General features: G+C 65.7%; 17 protein-coding genes. 10 read left to right on the top strand and 7 right to left on the bottom strand.

Annotated elements, in window-relative coordinates; genetic code table 11:
- Window positions 1–149 precede the first annotated feature (149 nt).
- Entirely contained in the window at window positions 150–542 is a 393-nt protein-coding gene (locus tag B2246_RS08865; protein WP_008644527.1) for a rhodanese-like domain-containing protein, read from the top strand.
- Window positions 543–660: 118 nt separating this feature from the next.
- On the opposite strand, the gene B2246_RS08860 is transcribed toward B2246_RS08865, so the two are convergent.
- From B2246_RS08860 to B2246_RS08845, 4 genes are all read right to left on the bottom strand, one after another.
- Window positions 661–918: a BTH_I0359 family protein gene (locus tag B2246_RS08860; RefSeq protein ID WP_008644526.1), complete on the bottom strand. Its 258-nt coding sequence runs from the start codon at window positions 916–918 to the stop codon at window positions 661–663.
- A 235-nt stretch (window positions 919–1153) separates the two neighbouring features.
- A complete protein-coding gene (gene pcaD, locus B2246_RS08855) occupies window positions 1154–2002 on the bottom strand; it encodes a 3-oxoadipate enol-lactonase (protein WP_035881239.1) in 849 nt (282 codons plus the stop codon).
- 54 nt (window positions 2003–2056) lie between these two features.
- The gene (locus B2246_RS08850; RefSeq protein WP_286880080.1) at window positions 2057–3061 is read right to left on the bottom strand and encodes a DUF3108 domain-containing protein; all 1005 of its coding nucleotides are present in this window, start codon (window positions 3059–3061) and stop codon (window positions 2057–2059) included.
- 52 nt (window positions 3062–3113) lie between these two features.
- The gene (locus tag B2246_RS08845) at window positions 3114–3971 is read right to left on the bottom strand and encodes an IclR family transcriptional regulator (RefSeq protein WP_286880082.1); all 858 of its coding nucleotides are present in this window, start codon (window positions 3969–3971) and stop codon (window positions 3114–3116) included.
- A gap of 103 nt (window positions 3972–4074) precedes the next feature.
- Between B2246_RS08845 and B2246_RS08840 the strand changes: the two genes are divergently transcribed.
- The 6 genes from B2246_RS08840 (at window position 4075) to rfaE2 (ending at window position 10023) form a co-directional block, all read left to right on the top strand.
- Window positions 4075–5055: a fumarylacetoacetate hydrolase family protein gene (locus B2246_RS08840; RefSeq protein ID WP_008648243.1), complete on the top strand. Its 981-nt coding sequence runs from the start codon at window positions 4075–4077 to the stop codon at window positions 5053–5055.
- Window positions 5056–5435: 380 nt separating this feature from the next.
- A complete protein-coding gene (locus B2246_RS08835) occupies window positions 5436–6263 on the top strand; it encodes an enoyl-CoA hydratase/isomerase family protein (protein ID WP_008648241.1) in 828 nt (275 codons plus the stop codon).
- A 54-nt stretch (window positions 6264–6317) separates the two neighbouring features.
- Window positions 6318–7211 (top strand): PhaM family polyhydroxyalkanoate granule multifunctional regulatory protein, encoded by an 894-nt coding sequence (locus B2246_RS08830; RefSeq protein ID WP_286880084.1) that lies wholly within the window; start codon window positions 6318–6320, stop codon window positions 7209–7211.
- A gap of 68 nt (window positions 7212–7279) precedes the next feature.
- Window positions 7280–8464 (top strand): patatin-like phospholipase family protein, encoded by a 1185-nt coding sequence (locus tag B2246_RS08825; RefSeq protein WP_234706927.1) that lies wholly within the window; start codon window positions 7280–7282, stop codon window positions 8462–8464.
- A gap of 129 nt (window positions 8465–8593) precedes the next feature.
- Window positions 8594–9454, top strand: coding sequence for a hypothetical protein (locus tag B2246_RS08820; RefSeq protein ID WP_008648236.1), 861 nt, complete (start codon window positions 8594–8596; stop codon window positions 9452–9454).
- Between the two features lie 77 nt (window positions 9455–9531).
- Window positions 9532–10023, top strand: a complete 492-nt coding sequence (rfaE2, locus tag B2246_RS08815) for a D-glycero-beta-D-manno-heptose 1-phosphate adenylyltransferase (protein ID WP_008648234.1) — start codon at window positions 9532–9534, stop codon at window positions 10021–10023.
- A 123-nt stretch (window positions 10024–10146) separates the two neighbouring features.
- On the opposite strand, the gene B2246_RS08810 is transcribed toward rfaE2, so the two are convergent.
- The 3 genes from B2246_RS08810 to B2246_RS08800 are packed head-to-tail and all read right to left on the bottom strand — an operon-like array spanning window position 10147 to window position 12671.
- Window positions 10147–10941, bottom strand: a complete 795-nt coding sequence (locus B2246_RS08810; RefSeq protein WP_186425517.1) for an SPOR domain-containing protein — start codon at window positions 10939–10941, stop codon at window positions 10147–10149.
- 42 nt (window positions 10942–10983) lie between these two features.
- Window positions 10984–11817 (bottom strand): type III pantothenate kinase, encoded by an 834-nt coding sequence (locus B2246_RS08805; protein ID WP_011514998.1) that lies wholly within the window; start codon window positions 11815–11817, stop codon window positions 10984–10986.
- Entirely contained in the window at window positions 11814–12671 is an 858-nt protein-coding gene (locus tag B2246_RS08800; protein ID WP_008648924.1) for a biotin--[acetyl-CoA-carboxylase] ligase, read from the bottom strand. Before B2246_RS08800 ends, B2246_RS08805 begins: the two co-directional genes overlap by 4 nt.
- A gap of 160 nt (window positions 12672–12831) precedes the next feature.
- Between B2246_RS08800 and B2246_RS08795 the strand changes: the two genes are divergently transcribed.
- From B2246_RS08795 to B2246_RS08785, 3 genes are read left to right on the top strand one after another with little or no spacing between them, the layout of a single operon-like run.
- A complete protein-coding gene (locus B2246_RS08795) occupies window positions 12832–13962 on the top strand; it encodes an MlaE family ABC transporter permease (RefSeq protein WP_008648923.1) in 1131 nt (376 codons plus the stop codon).
- Window positions 13959–14798 (top strand): ABC transporter ATP-binding protein, encoded by an 840-nt coding sequence (locus B2246_RS08790; protein ID WP_008648922.1) that lies wholly within the window; start codon window positions 13959–13961, stop codon window positions 14796–14798. Before B2246_RS08795 ends, B2246_RS08790 begins: the two co-directional genes overlap by 4 nt.
- A complete protein-coding gene (locus B2246_RS08785) occupies window positions 14798–15739 on the top strand; it encodes an MlaD family protein (RefSeq protein WP_008648921.1) in 942 nt (313 codons plus the stop codon). Before B2246_RS08790 ends, B2246_RS08785 begins: the two co-directional genes overlap by 1 nt.
- Window positions 15740–15780 lie beyond the last annotated feature (41 nt).

The following is a 15780-nucleotide window of genomic DNA, read 5'->3' as shown; positions in this document are numbered from 1 at the left end:
TAGATCAAGGCATTGCGGCGGTCAGGGACTTGCCCTGCCACTTTGATGGCCGGGTGTCGGCCCGGGTGTCGGCCCGGGTGTTGGGCCAGTTGTCAGCAACCGGCCGCGCGCCTACACTGAGAGACGCATTCGTCACGCTTATCCGCACCATGCAAACCCTCAGCCCCAACGACGCCCGGACCTTGCTCGAAGGCGAGCCCGATGCACTGTTCATCGACTGCCGCAGCGAGATGGAATACCTGTTCGTCGGTCATCCCCGCGGGGCGCACAACGTTCCCTGGAACGACGGCCCCGACTGGGAAGTCAATCCGCACTTCGTGCAGGCGGTAAAAAAACTGGCCGGGCAAGCCTCGGCCCGCCCGGTCGTGCTGATCTGCCGCAGCGGCAACCGGTCGTCCGCAGCCGCTCGCGCGCTGGAAGGCGCCGGATTCGCCACTATCTACTGCGTACTGCATGGATTCGAAGGCGACCTCGACGCCCAGCGCCATCGCAACACGGTCAACGGCTGGCGTCACGACGGGCTACCCTGGGAACAGTATTGATCTGATTTCGCGACTTCTGAGAAGACAGTAACGCCCGCATAAGCGGGCGTTTGTTTTTGGAAGCGGACAAACGGTCTACCGCTGCCGCGCCTCCCGGTGTGATGCGACGCGCCAGTGGTCAGTGCATGACCAGCGGGTTGTTCATCACCGTATCGAATTTGCCGAGAAACTCGTCGACTTCTTCCACGGAGGGTTCGCTCTCGATCAAACGCGTCACATCGGCGCGGAAGGTCTCGGCCATCAGGCCACCGAGGAAAATTTCGCGTTTCAGATTCTTGTCGACGATCTCGTAACCGCCCGAGGCAAGGGTCGCATGCTCGACGTCTGCTCCAAACTCGACAATGCAGTAATTGTCGCTGTTGTAGATCATTTGCATCGCACTTTCCTCCTGGCATAGTTAGCGGCAACTCCGCGCATTGCTGCGCTCCCGGCACAAGGCCTGTGGAATTGACGCGATTTCCTCTCCAAGCTGAGGGTAGTCGCCCGTAATTCAAGTTGTACGACCGGGCGGACCTTGTCGTGCCATTGCTGCCCTCTTACATTGGGCATCGGCGCAGCCTGCAAGTTTCTTGAGCGCCGTGCACTACTGTGTTGCGATATTTCCAATGGCGTTACGGAATATCACACTGGCCGCCACAAGCCGCGTGTCCCAGGAACGCGTCGAAGATCGCATGGAAGCGTTCCGGTTGTTCGATGAATGACAGGTGCGCCGCGTCCGGCAGCACTTCCAGCCTTGAACCGTGAATCTCATTGGCGATGGCTTCGGCGATCGACACCGGCGAGCCCTCGTCCTTGTCGCCGACCACCACCAGCGTCGGACAGTGAATCCGGGAGATCGCGCGGGCCAGATCGAAGGCTTCGATCGCCTGCGCTACACCAACATAGCCGCGCACCGGTGTTTCCAGCAACATTTTCCTGATTCTCTCGACGATTTCTGGGTGCCGCTCGCGGAACGGTGCGGTCAGCCACCGATTCAACGTCGACTCGACGGTCCCGCGCATGCCATGCGCTTCCACCTGTCCGATCCGGTCGGCCCACATCGCCCGGGCTTCCAGCGGCGTGTGGTGAATCGTGTCCACCAGCGTCAGCGACAACAGCCGCTCCGGATGGCGCACGCCCAACGTCTGCGCCACCATGCCGCCCACCGACACCCCACAGAAGTGGGCCTGCGCGATATCGAGTTCGTCCATCAGCGCCACCACGTCGTCGGCCAGCCGCGCCATGGTGTAGGCGCCCACCGGCGCATCGCTACCACCATGGCCCCGCATGTCGAAACGCAGCACGCGATAGCGTGCGGCAAGGTGCCGCGCGGTGTCATCCCACAAAGTCAGATTCGCACCGAGCGCATGGGCCAGGATCACCCAAGGGCCTTCGGCACCATCGACGCGCACTTGCAAATGCACATCCCCGACCTGAAGCCGGTTCGTTTGCGACGCGGTCGATGCGGAAGTGTCAGACATATGTCAGTCTCCGTACGGTCATGGCGCCACCCACCGGCTCCCAAGGCGCATTCGTCAATGTGTCTCACTACTACGATAGACGAGATCGATCTGAGTGCCATCAGGCTCCGTCTGACGCAGACGCGCCGGCATCCAGTTCAGGGACGGCGCCAGCCAGATTTCCACCTTGCGTTTGTCGTTCGGGTGGCGCGGCAGGCGCACGAAGTGCTTCGTGCGCACCCTGTCGATACCGATATCAATGTCCTGTTCGCCAACGTACTGCACCTGCATGACTTCCACTTCCCGCGTGTCGGACACGTTGAACGTCTCCGTCACGCCCGGGGTCGCGTAGCGCTGCGGATCGCCCCGCGCCCACCCAACCAGTTGCAGGAACACGCTGAAGCGGTCCTGGAATGCTGACGGCATTGGCACCTGTCCGCCACGCGTTTCAAACACCACTGTGCCTGCCGTGCGATCAAAGCGGGCGACTTCGACCTTGCTGCGCCGGGCTTCCTCGTAACGGGTGGGATTCAATCCCCCGTCGCTTATGTCGCCCGTGCTCTGGAACGCGAAGCGGAACCAGAGCACGCGGGTTTCCACCGCCAGCCGGTAGTGCTGACCGTCCTGCTGCCACGTGATCCGGCCATCGGGGTTCTGCACGCCGTTGACGAAACTGGCGTAGCGCAGCACCACCGACGGCGGTGCGTCGTACCTGGGCGCGGGCGGGCTCGGTGGGGCGGCTGGGGTTGCCGGCGTCACTGCGGGCGGCGCGGCCGCCGCCGATCCCTCTCCGCCTGATCCGGTGGTTGCCGCGGTCTGGCCGCTTTCCGCCGTGGCGAGTGCCGGCGCGGACTCCGGTGGCGCAGGTTTTGGGGGTGCTGAAGGGGCTGGCGGTTGCGGCGCCGGTCGTGGCGCGGGCACGGGCGGAGGAGGCGCCGGCGGAGCCGGTGGCTTGGGCGGCGGCAGCAGGATGGCGCTGAGCGTAGGGCTCGGCTCGATATCGGGCAGGCTCGGCGCCGGCGCATGAACCAGACGCAGCAGCGCCAGCAAATGGGCGGCCACCACCAACAGAATGACCACAATCCATCTGCGACGGCGCTGCCACCAGCTCAGCATGCCGCCCCGCGACCGACTACGAGGTTTGACCGGTTTGTCCGGCCCGTTGGCTGCCGTCAAGGTAACCGAGTTCCGAAGAGATTTGCCGGGCGATATCGCGCACGCGCCGATCCACCATACCGCCCCATTCTGCATCGAATACGCTCTGCGCGCCGAGCACGATCAGCGCCATCGCCAGATGGCCATTCGCGTCGAACACGGGCGTGGAGATCGCATTGATGCCCGGCAACACCCCGCCGCGCGTGCGTGCCGCGCCGTGCTCTCGCACGTCCGCGCAGATCGCGTCATATTCGTCCAGCGATACCGGCATGTCAGGCAGTGGGACGGTGCCACGCGTGGCCAGTTCCCGCTCGATCAGCGGCAGCGTCTGGCGGCGCGACAGATAAGCCCCATAAAGGCGGCCCGTGGCCGAGTTAAGCATCGGCATGACGTCACCGAGCCGCAGGCTGGCGCTGACCGGCTGGCTCGATTCCTCCCAGTGGACGATGGTCGGCCCGTGGTTGCCCCACACGGCGATACCGGCCGTCTGGTCGATCTCGTCACGCAGCTGCGACAGGATCGGGCGCGCCTTGCGCACCGGGTCAAGCCGGTTCAGCCCGGCCAGGCCAAGCTGCAGCGCGAACGGGCCAAGGTCGTAGCGCTGGCTCACGGCGTCCTGCGTCACGGCGCCCAGCCGCTGGAAGCTGACCAGATAGCGGTGCGCCTTGGCCGGACTCATGTCCGCCGCCGCGGCCAGGTCGCGCAGCATCATCGCGCGCGGCGACGCGGCCAGCGCCTGCAGCAGCCGGAATCCCACCTCGATGGACTGGATGCCGGCACGCCTGGTGTCATCGGCAATATCGTCCCGGGTATCGTCGTCTTCGGCTGCGGTCATGCGTTCCTGGCAAGCGTATCGGTATTGCCGGCCATTCTATACGGTGCGCCCGCGCCGCTCCGGTAGACTGTGGCCCATCCGATTTGCCTATGTTCGACTCCGCATGAAACTCGCCACCCTGAAGGATGGTTCGCGCGACGGCCAGCTCGTCGTTGTCTCGCGCGACTTGAAAACCGCGCACTTCGCCACCGATATCGCAGGCAAGCTCCAGACTGTGCTCGACGACTGGGCCTTCTACGCGCCGCAGCTCCAGGACCTGTATGACGCGCTGAACGCCGGCCGGTCACGCCACCCGTTCCCGTTCCAGACCAAGGACTGCATGGCGCCGCTGCCGCGCGCGTACCAGTGGGCCGACGGCTCGGCCTACGTGAACCACGTGGAACTGGTACGCAAGGCGCGCGGCGCCGAGATGCCACCCGAGTTCTGGACCGACCCGCTGATGTACCAGGGCGGCTCCGACGACTTCATCGGCCCGCAGGACGACATCGTCTGCGCCAGCGAGGCCTTCGGCATCGATTTCGAGGCCGAAGTGGCCGTGATCACCGGCGACGTGCGCATGGGCGCCACCCCCGACCAGGCCGGGGAGGCCATCCGGCTGGTGATGCTGGCCAACGATGTTTCGCTACGCAACCTGATCCCGGCCGAACTCGGCAAAGGCTTCGGCTTCTTCCAGAGCAAGCCGGCCACGGCGTTTTCGCCGGTGGCGGTCACGCCGGACGAACTCGGCGACGCCTGGCGCGAGCGCCGCGTGCATCGCCCGATGGTGGTCCACTGGAACAGCAAGAAGGTGGGCTCGCCCGACTGCGGCACCGATATGGTGTTCGACTTCGGCCAGCTGATTGCCCACATCTGCAGGACGCGCAACGTGCGCGCGGGCAGCATCGTCGGCTCGGGCACGATTTCGAACGTCGATCGCAGCAAGGGGTACTGCTGCATCGCCGAAAAACGCATGATCGAGACGATCGACAGCGGCAAGCCCGAGACCGAGTTCATGAAGTACGGCGATGCCGTCCGTATCGAGATGTTCGACGCCGAACACAAGTCGATCTTCGGCGCAATCGACCAGGTGGTGGCCGCGCCATAACGGGCACCGGCCCATAAGAGGCGCTATCAAAATGAAGCGAAGCGGTTCTGGCTAGGGTGAAGCAGGGGTTTCGGCTCGTATGCGAGCCGCCTGCGGAACGGCACGTGCCTGCGAGCACATGCGCGCCCTGCAAGGGCGCGGCCGCAGACAGTACAAGTGGACTGGCCAAGGCCGCGCAACAACGCCAGAATCTTTTTGATAGCGCCTCTAAGGCACGCAAGCCTTGCCGCGCCAGGCGTTCCTGGGCCTATAATTCCCCGACCAGCCGGTCGGGGAATTGCATTCGACGCGTCTTCCTTGCGTCCCTTCGCGCTCCTTCGCCTCTTTCGGACATCCAGTCCCCTGCCCGGCGGCCCGAAACTTCTTCGATACCCGCCCAAATGACCACTTCCGACGCCAATACCCTGCCCCCGCGCCTGGCGCGCTATCGCGCCCTGACCCTGCGCCGCCACGGCCCCATCCTCGAGGTGATCATGGGCGCGGCCCAATCGGCCAACCAGAAACTGGCCACCGCCGACGCCTCCATGCACCGCGAACTGGCCGAGATCTGGCGTGATATTTCGGCAGAACCCGAAATCCGCGTGGCGCTGATCCGTGGCGAAGGCAAGGGCTTCTCGGCCGGCGGCGACCTCGGGCTGGTCGAGGAGATGGCCAATGATTTCGAGACGCGCACCCGCGTCTGGCATGAGGCACGTGACCTGGTCTACAACGTCATCAACTGCGACAAGCCGATCGTCTCCGCGATGCATGGCCCGGCCGTTGGCGCGGGGCTGGTAGCCGGGCTGCTGGCCGATATCTCGATCGCGGCAAAGACCGCGCGCATCGTGGATGGCCATACCCGGCTGGGTGTGGCCGCCGGCGATCATGCCGCCATCGTCTGGCCGTTGCTGTGCGGAATGGCCAAGGCCAAGTACTATCTGATGCTGTGCGAGTCGGTCAGCGGCGAGGAAGCCGAGCGGATCGGCCTGGTGTCGCTGGCGGTGGAGGAAGACGAACTGGTCGCGAAAGCGTTCGAGGTGGCCAACCGGCTTGCGGCCGGATCGCAGACCGCCATCCGCTGGACCAAGTACGCGCTCAACAACTGGCTGCGTATGGCCGGACCCGCGTTCGATACCTCGCTGGCGCTCGAATTCATGGGCTTTGCCGGCCCCGACGTGCACGAAGGCATGGCGAGCCTGCGTCAGAAGCGGCCGCCCGAATTCAAGTAACCGATCGTCCTGCTCACGGTTCGGGACGACCATGTCAGACGGAGTTGCGCGACCATGTTCGGACAGTTACCCGATTTCACCAACAGCTACGAGTTCCTTCGCAAGCTCTGGGCTTCCGGCAGCGGAATGCCCAGCGGGCTGATGCCCGGCCTGAGCGCGATGACGCCCCCGATGGATCTCGAGGGCATCGACAAGCGGATTCACGACCTCAAGGCAGTGGAAAGCTGGCTGCAGCTCAACTCGAGCCTGTTGCGCACGACCATCCAGGGCCTTGAAGTGCAACGCGCCACGCTGGTGGCGCTGCAGACGTTTGGCAGCGCGCTCTCCCCCGATGCCATGCAGAGCGCGATGGAAAACGTGGCGCGCGCCGCCAGCGCGCCGAGCGCCGCGCCGCATCACGAGTACGGCACCGGCAAGACGGTCTCGGAAGCACAAGCCGATGCGGAAAATGACGAGCCCGCCGATGACGACATCGACGCGCCGCCCGAATCCGGCCCCGAAGCTGGTGCCGAAGCCTCGGCCACTTCCACCGGACCCGCCCCGGTGCCGCCCAATGCATCGCTGTGGTGGGACCTGATGCAGCAACAGTTCAACCAGATCGCCAGCAGCGCGGCAGCGGCGGCCAATGTCACGCCGTTCAGCAACCTTGGTGGCTTCAGCGTCGGCCCGGCAGGCAGCGAGTCTGCTACGAGCACCAAGAGCGCCACGAGCGCCGGCGATAACAAGTCCGGCCCTACGCCCAAGGGGGCGAAGACGTCCGGGACGAAGAAGGCGGGAACAAAGACCGTAGCCAGGAAATCCGCAAAATCGGCGACAAAGCCAGCGGCGAAGACATCGGGCAAGTCGTCTGCAAAGAAACCCGCAGCCCGAAAGGCACCGGCCGGGAAATCAACGGCCAAGCCTCAGACCCCACCCGCGCCCGGCACGCCGGAGGACACGTTCGAGTGAGCGCGCTCTCCGCACATTCGGCGGAGGCTTCGGCCCGCGCCCGCCAGCGCCAGAGCACCGCTCTGGTGATGATGGGCGGTGGCGCGCGGGCCGCGTACCAGGCCGGTGTGCTGTCCGGCATCGCGAAGATCGCCGCACGTCTTGGGCTGGCGCATTGCCCGCTGCCGTTCGGCATCATCGCCGGGACATCCGCGGGTGCGATCAATGGCGCGGGCCTGGCGGTCGGCGCCGCCGACTTCCGCGCGGCCACGGACAAGCTGTCAGCGCTCTGGCACAGCCTGCACGCCGACGACGTCTACCGGACCGACGTGCTGCGCGTGGGCGTTTCCGGCGCGCGATGGCTGTCCTCGCTGGCCTTCGGCTGGGTCACGCGGCGGTCATCGCCACGCGCGCTGTTCGACAATGCGCCGCTCGGCAGCTTCCTGACCGAGCTGTTCGAGCCGGAGCGCGTCCAGGCCAGTCTGGACGCCGGCGTACTGCAAGCCTTCGCGGTCACGGCGCTGTCGTACAGCACCGGCCGCCATGTCACGTTCTATCAGTCTCACCGCCGTATCCACGGATGGCAACGCAGCCAGCGCATGGCCGTGGAGTCCGCGATTGGCGTCGATCACCTGCTGGCATCGGCCTCGATTCCGTTCCTGTTCCCGGCCATACCGCTCGAACTCGAAGGCCATCACGAATGGTTCGGCGACGGCACGATGCGGCAGATGTCGCCGCTATCGCCCGCGATTCACCTTGGCGCGTCGCGCATCCTGGCCATCGGCGCCGCGTCGCGCCAGCGGGCCGGCTGGTTCGATACCGTGCCATCAGGCGGCTATCCGTCGCTGGCGCAGGTTGGCGGCCAGGCCCTGGCCAGCATCTTCCTGGATGGCCTGCAGGCCGACATCGAGCGACTCATGCACATCAACCGGCTGCTGTCGCGGATGCCCGAGATGGCCAACGACACCGAAGGCTGGCGCCCAGTGCAGGTCATGACGATTTCACCCAGCGAGCCGATCGAGGCCATCGCGGCCGAGCACCTGAATCGCCTGCCACGCACCGTGCGCGCGTTCCTGTCGCCACTGGGCGGCACCGAGGCGCGCGGCGCCGCGTTCGCGAGCTATCTGTTGTTCGAACCCGAGTTCACCCAGGCCTTGCTGGCGCTGGGCGAACGTGACGCGGCCGCCCAGGGCGACCAGATCGCCGCTTTCCTCTATGGTGTGGTGCCGGAAACCACGCCGGTCAAAAAAGAAGTGACAGAAGTGTCGCAATAGCGCCACTTTTTGCGACAACAAGCGGCAATCCGATTGAAATCGCTACGATCCGGGCTACAACGGAGTAGAGAAATCATTCGAGAATAATTCTTGTCTGGTAGAATCCGCCCGTAATTTCAAAGGCTTAGCATGCTCTACCCCGAACTGTTCAAATCGTTGGAGGCGGTCCGCTGGCATATGGACAAGGACATCCCCTGGGATACCTTCGACGCCAGCCTGCTCACTGACGACCAGGCGAAAACCATCCGCATGAATGCCATCACCGAATGGTCGGCCCTGCCCGCCACGGAGATGTTCCTGCGCGACAACCGCCACGACTCCGACTTTTCGGCGTTCATGAGCATCTGGTTCTTCGAGGAACAGAAGCACTCGCTGGTGCTGATGGAGTACCTGCGCCGTTTCCGTCCGGACCTGGTGCCGACCGAGGAAGAGCTGCACGCCGTGCGCTTCGAGTTCGATCCGGCTCCGCCGCTGGAAACGTTGATGCTGCATTTCTGCGGCGAGATTCGCCTGAACCACTGGTACCGCCGTGCCGCCGAATGGCACTCGGAACCGGTGATCAAGCATATCTACCGCACGCTGTCGCAGGACGAGGCACGCCATGGCGGCGCCTACCTGCGCTACATGAAGAAGTACCTGAACCAGTTTGGCGACAACGCGCGTGCCGCGTTCGCCAAGATCGGCGTGCTGATGGCGTCGGCCCGTCGCACGGAAAAGCCGCTGCACCCGACCAACCTGCACGTGAACAAGGCGCTGTTCCCGAACGACACGGTGCAGTCCCGCCTGCCCGATCCGGACTGGCTCGAGCACTGGCTCGACGAACAGATCCGCTTCGACGAGATCTGGGAAAAGAAGGTCATCGAGCGGATTCTGCACAACATGTCGCTGCTGTTCGAGCGCACGTTCGACACGGTGCAGGACCTGAACCGCTACCGCAAGGAACTGAACGTCAGCCTGCAGGGCGGCGGTGCCCAGCCTGCCCAGGCCTGAGTGTTCCGACCCCGCTTGAGCGCCTGAACATGCCAAACCCCATCGGATACGATGGGGTTTTTCTTTCTCCACGACCCATGAACGCACCCGCCTTCGAATCCAAGCTGGTCCCCGCCGACGATGTCGCGGCCCTGCACGCCGCAGTGGCAAAGCTGCCGCGCCCGCTGGTCTTCACCAACGGCGTGTTCGACATCCTCCACCGCGGCCACGCCACGTATCTGGCGCAGGCGCGCGCGATGGGCGCCAGCCTGGTGGTCGGGGTGAACAGCGACGCTTCGGTGAAGATGCTCGGCAAGGGCGACGACCGCCCGCTCAATCACGATGCCGACCGCATGGCGCTGCTGGCCGCGCTTGCGTCTGTGGATCTGGTGGCGATGTTCCGCGAGAAGACACCGGTGGAACTGATCCGGCTGGTGCGGCCGGACGTTTATGTGAAGGGCGGCGACTACGACATCGACACGCTGGAGGAAACGCGGCTGGTGCGTAGCTGGGGCGGACAGGCGTACGCGATCCAGTTCCTGCACGACCGCTCGACCACCAAGCTGCTGACGAAGGTACGCGGCGGCTGAGCCGGCATTTAGAAGCCGTTTCAGAAAGACTCTGGCGTCGTTGCAGGGCCTTGCCGTACGACTGGTACTGTCTGCGGCCCCGCGTCCAGCCAGAACCGCTTCGCTTCATTTTGAAACCACCTCTTAACCCTCGGCGCGCGCCGCGACTGGCTCGCCGCGCGCCTGGGTCACCGGGCGGCAGTCCTGCAGCACATCGCCGCCATAGCGCAGCCTCACTTCGTCCATCCGCGCGCGCACGGCATCGTCGGCGTGCGCCACGCGCAGCCACTGCCGCGCGATCGCTCTCGGCGCATCGCTGATCTGCGCGGTGCGCACGCCCTGCCCGCGCAACACTTCCAGGAATTTGTCGGCACGCTCGCGGTCACGGAACAGTCCGAGCGAAACCGTGTACGACTCGGGATTCTCGCCCGCCACCACCGATACGTCGGTGACCTTGCGGCGACGCAGCTCCGCCAGCTTTCGATCGGCGTTCTCGCGCGTCGGCTGGGCCGGCAGATGAACCCACCACCGCACCTGCTCCGATCGCTCGAACTGCTCCATCGGCAGGGGTGCGGTCACGGCAATCGCCTTCAGGTCCTCGATCGCGCGCTGCACGTTCTGCGCCGTGAAGCCGCCCACCTCCATGCAACTATCGGCGGATGTCCGCGCGGTGCTGGAGATGGCCGCCGGCTGGGCCGCGCGTGGCACGGCCGGGGACGATGCCGGATCCACTGCCTCCTCTGCGGCCGCCGCCGCCCTCGGCGGCTGGATCTGCATCCGCTCCACCCGCGCCTGTTGCCCCAGGCGTTGCGGCTCGCGCGGGCTTTCTGCCCACCCGGCCAGTGGCTCCGGGCCGAACTTGCCGGCCACGGCCGCCGCAAGCCAAAGGTTGACGAGCAGCAGGATCAGCAGCAGGGCGTTGAAACCTTTGCGGAGCATGGTGACGAATGACAGGCGACGGATAGGGGTTGCGCAGGTATGTCAGGCAGGCAGCGCCATGGCGTGCAACCCGAGCAGCACGAGATTATCGTGCATCTCGAACGGCATCGCGAGCGCGCCAGCCACCGCGTGCCGCGCGCCGCCCGAGAGCAGGCAGCGGACCGGGCCGCGTCCCGCGAGCGCACGCCAGGAACGCTCGATGGCACCGGCCTGCGCGGCCAGACAGCCAGCCGCGATCGCATCGTGAGTGTTGTCCGCGCCCAACGCCCGAACGGCTCGTTCGGCGCCCGCGCCGGTGTCGAGCACATCGAGTTCAGGCAATTGCGCAGTATTGCGGGCCAGCGTGCCGAGCATCAGTTCGAGGCCGGGCAGGATCAGCCCGCCCTCGAAGCGGGCGCCATCCGCCGTGGCCGTGACGATATCGAGTGTGGTGGCCGTGCCCGCCGTCACGATCAGCAGGGTCTCGCCGGGCAACCACCGGTGCGCGCCGATACTGCCGACCCAGCGGTCCACGCCAAGCTGCGTGGGCTCGCGATAGCCGTTGACGAGGTCGCCGTGCGCGGCCGTGGTACGTACCCAATGTGGCGACACCGCGCCAAATGCGTCTTCCATCACGGCTTCCATGGCCGCCGCGATGGTCGGGCCGGCCACGTTGGCGATCCAGATCTCGGGCGTGGTCCCGGCGGCGAGTTGCCGCCATGTGCCGACCAGCGCCGAGCGTTCCGCCGGCACGGCGTGCGCCGCCGCGCCGCCGTGTCGCCAAGGCGAGGGCAGAACCGCGCCACCCTCGACGACATGCTCCGCAGCCACGGGCGCGTCATCGCACCACGCCCATTTGAGGCGTGTGTTGCCGATGTCGATCAGGAGCCGACTCATGCACCGGCTCCGCGCAGCGAGACTTCGCCACTGGCGATGCGCTGCAGCCCCTCGGGCGTGTGCAGCAGCAGGTAGCCTTCGCCATCCACGCCACGCGCCAGCCCTTCGGCCTGCACCACGCCATCGTGCAGCAGGCGCACCGGCTCATCGCGGAATGCATCCCGCGCAGACCAGCGCGACGCCATCGGCGCGAAGCCATCCACCAGGAATGCCTCGCGCATCCGCGCCAACCGGTTCGCGATCGCAGCCAGGATGCGCGTCGGGTCCCGTTGCGGATCGAACGTCGTCATGGCCTCGGCCACGCCAGCCAGATCGCGGCCCAGGGCGGCTTCCATCTCCGGGTCACGCACCAGATTCAGGCCAATGCCGATCACGGCCCAGACCCGCTCCGGCCCGGCAGGTACCGATTCGATCAGGATGCCCGACAGCTTGCGGCCGTCGATCTGGAGATCGTTCGGCCATTTCAGGCCAACGCGCGCGCCAAGCGCCGCGTCCACGTCCTCCAGCGCCTCGGCCAGCGCCAGTCCGACGGCAAGACTCAGTCCGCTCAGGCGCGCTGGCGCCAGCGCCAGCGGCATCGCCACCGAGAAAGTCAGGCCAGCTTGCCCCCGCCACGGGCGGCCATGCCGGCCACGGCCCGCTGTCTGGCGATAGGCCACCCGCACGCTGCACGCATCGTCCGACCATGGCGCGGCACGGCAAGCCAGGGTCAGGTCGGCATTGGTCGAGCCGGTTTCCTCGACCACCTCGACGGCCCAGGCGTGCGCGGCACCCGCTCCAAGCTCGCGATGCAGGGAATCGGCATCGATGCGCCAGTCGGGGGCGGATGGGGAACGGTCGGGGGCTTCTGACATGTCGAAAGCAAGGAACTCGAAATTCGGGGAATTTCAGGGAATCAAACCCGCGCGGCGCGGTCTGGCGAGATTGTAGCCGCCACCGTGTCAGAAGGTGTCTGATCGCCATGCGGGCGGCCAGTAGCATAGAATCGAGACTCGCCCATCACATCAGCCTCATTTGGAACGCCAGCCGACACCCGTCATTGAGATATCGCGCCAGGACACCGACTTCCGCGTGCAGTTGCAGGGAGAGTGGACGGCCGTTGCGCTAGCCGGATGCCATGAAGCACGTGGCCTGCGCGCGCAACTGCACGAACTGTCCGAGGCGCCGCGCCACGCCGAGTGGTCCCTCGATGGCATCACGCGCCTCGACCATATCGGCGCACAACTGATCTGGCAGGCCTGGAATGGCCACATGCCTGACAACGTGTCGCTCAATGACGGCCAGAAGCGCGTGTTCGCGCGCATCGCCGGCCTGCGCACCGAGGGATGGAAGAAGCACATGGTCGAACGCTTCAACCCGGTGACGATCGTCGGTGCGAGCGTGCTGTCGTTTCTGGCCCAGCTCGGCGTCGGCGTCACGATGCTCGGGCAACTGGTATTCGACCTGCTGCGCTTCCTGCGCGCGCCGCATCGCGGCCCCTGGCGCGAAATCTCCGCGAATATCTACAACGTCGGCTACAAGGCGCTCGGCATCACGGCGCTGGTCGCCTTCCTGATCGGCATCGTGCTGTCCTACCTGTCGGCCAATCAGTTGCGGATATTTGGCGCCAGCACGTTCATCGTCAATATTCTCGGCATGGCCGTTATCCGCGAGCTCGGTCCGGTGCTGGCCGCGATCCTGATCGCCGGCCGCTCCGGCTCGGCCATCACCGCGCAGATCGGCGTGATGCGGGTGACCGAGGAACTCGACGCGATGTCCGTGATGGGGATTTCCCATGGCTTCCGGCTGGTCATGCCGCGCGTGATCGCACTGGCCATCTCCATGCCACTGCTCGTCGCCTGGACCGACCTGCTGGCGCTGTTCGGCGGCATGGTCGCCGCGCGCCTGCAGCTCGACATCAGCTACGTGTACTTCCTGCGCCAGTTGCCCGATGCCGTGCCGGTTGCCAACCTGTGGTTCGGCCTGTGCAAGGGCGTGGTCTTCGGCATGCTGATCGCGCTGACAGCCTGCCACTTCGGCCTGCGCGTCAAACCCAATACGCAGAGCCTGGGCCAGGGCACGACCGCGTCGGTGGTGACGTCGATCACCGTGGTCATCATCGCCGACGCCGTGTTCGCGATCCTGTTCAAGGACATCGGCATATGAGTCCAACCATTGAGCGCGGCACCCCGCGCGAGACGATCATCGAGGTGCGCAACCTCGAGAAGCGCTTCGGCGACAACGTGGTTCACAAGGATCTGAACCTCGAGGTCTATCGCGGCGAGGTGCTGTCGATCGTTGGCGGGTCTGGCTCGGGCAAGACCGTGCTGCTGCGCCAGATCGTCGGCCTGGACCGTCCGACCTCGGGCACGATCCGGGTCTTCGGTGAGAATCCCGCGGAACTGTCCGCTGACCAGTTGCAGGCCCTGCGCAGCCGCTGGGGGCTGCAGTTCCAGCGTGGCGCGCTGTTCTCCGCGCTGTCGGTGATCGACAATGTCGCGCTGCCGCTGCGCGAAATGCGCGCGCTGCCGGACGATCTCATCTGCCGGGCATCGCTGCTCAAGCTGCAACTGGTGGGGCTCTCCGCCAAGGACGCCGACAAGATGCCGTCCGACCTGTCCGGCGGCATGATCAAGCGCGTCGGGCTGGCCCGCGCGCTGGCGCTGGAACCCGAGCTGGTGTTTCTGGACGAGCCGACCGCCGGCCTCGACCCGATGGCCTCGGACGACTATGTGGCCCTGATCCGCGAACTGCGCCGTGAGCTCGGCCTGACCGTGGTCATGATCACGCACGACCTCGACACGCTGGTGGCGCTGTCCGATCGCGTGGCCGTGCTGGCCGACCATCGAGTGCTGGCCGCTGCGCCAATTCCCGAGGTGATCAAGGTCGACCACCCATTCATTCGCGAATATTTCCTGGGCGAACGCGCCCAGCGCGCGCTCCAGGCGCTGCCGGCTCCCAAGGGCCCCGGCGCGCCGGACGCGCATCCTGGAGAAGTCTGATGGAAAACAAGTCAAACGCCTTCCTGGCCGGCGTGTTCACCATCGGCCTTGCCATCCTGGTTTCCGTTTCGCTGTTCTGGTTCAGCAGCGATCACACCGTGCGCGTGCCGTACGACCTGATCACGCGATCGACGGTGAACGGACTGGGGCCGCAGGCCGACGTGAAATATCGCGGACTCGAGGTCGGCAAGGTCTTGTCGATCAAGTTCGATCCGCAGGTGCCGGGCCAGATCATCGTCCGTATCAGCATCAACCATGACACGCCAATCACGCGCACCACGTATGCCACGCTAGGCTTTCAGGGCGTGACCGGCATTGCCTACGTGCAGCTCGACGATTCCGAGCGCACGGAGGGCGACACGACGAGCTCGCCGCCGTTGAAGACGTCGGCACGCGAGCCCGCGCGCATCGTGATGCGGCCCGGTTTCTTCGAGGAACTGGAAAAGCGCGGCGATTCACTGCTGACGCAGGCCGAAACACTGATGGCATCGCTCGACAGCATGTTCCAGCCCGCCAACCGCGACGAGTTGATGGCGGCCATCCGGGCCGTGCACAAGACCGCAGACGACTACTCGCATCTGAAGTCGACCCTGCAGCCGGCCGCCGAGAAGCTGCCCAAGGCCGTGGACAACCTGAACGCAGCGCTGGTGTCGACGAAGCGGCTGACCGATGAGATCGGCAACCCCGACGGCACGGTCATGCGCACGGTCAACCGCGTTGGCAACGACCTGCAGGTGGCTGCCGATTCAGTACAGTCCACCACCACTATCGTGAATCAGGAAACGCTGCCACAGATCAACGGACTGGCACGCGAGTCACGCCAGGCGGTGCGCAGCATCGACCGCGCCGCTAGCCAGTTCAACGACAAGCCAAGCAGCGTGCTGTTCGGTGGACCATCGCTCACGCCTGGCCCGGGCGAGCCGGGTTTCAAGGCGCCCTGATCCGCAGGGCCCCACATTTGACGGTAACTCGACGGAAATTC

This window comes from Cupriavidus sp. UBA2010, from assembly GCF_002335265.1.
GTDB lineage: Bacteria > Pseudomonadota > Gammaproteobacteria > Burkholderiales > Burkholderiaceae > Cupriavidus > Cupriavidus metallidurans.
This window is presented reverse-complemented; position numbering and strand designations above follow the sequence as displayed.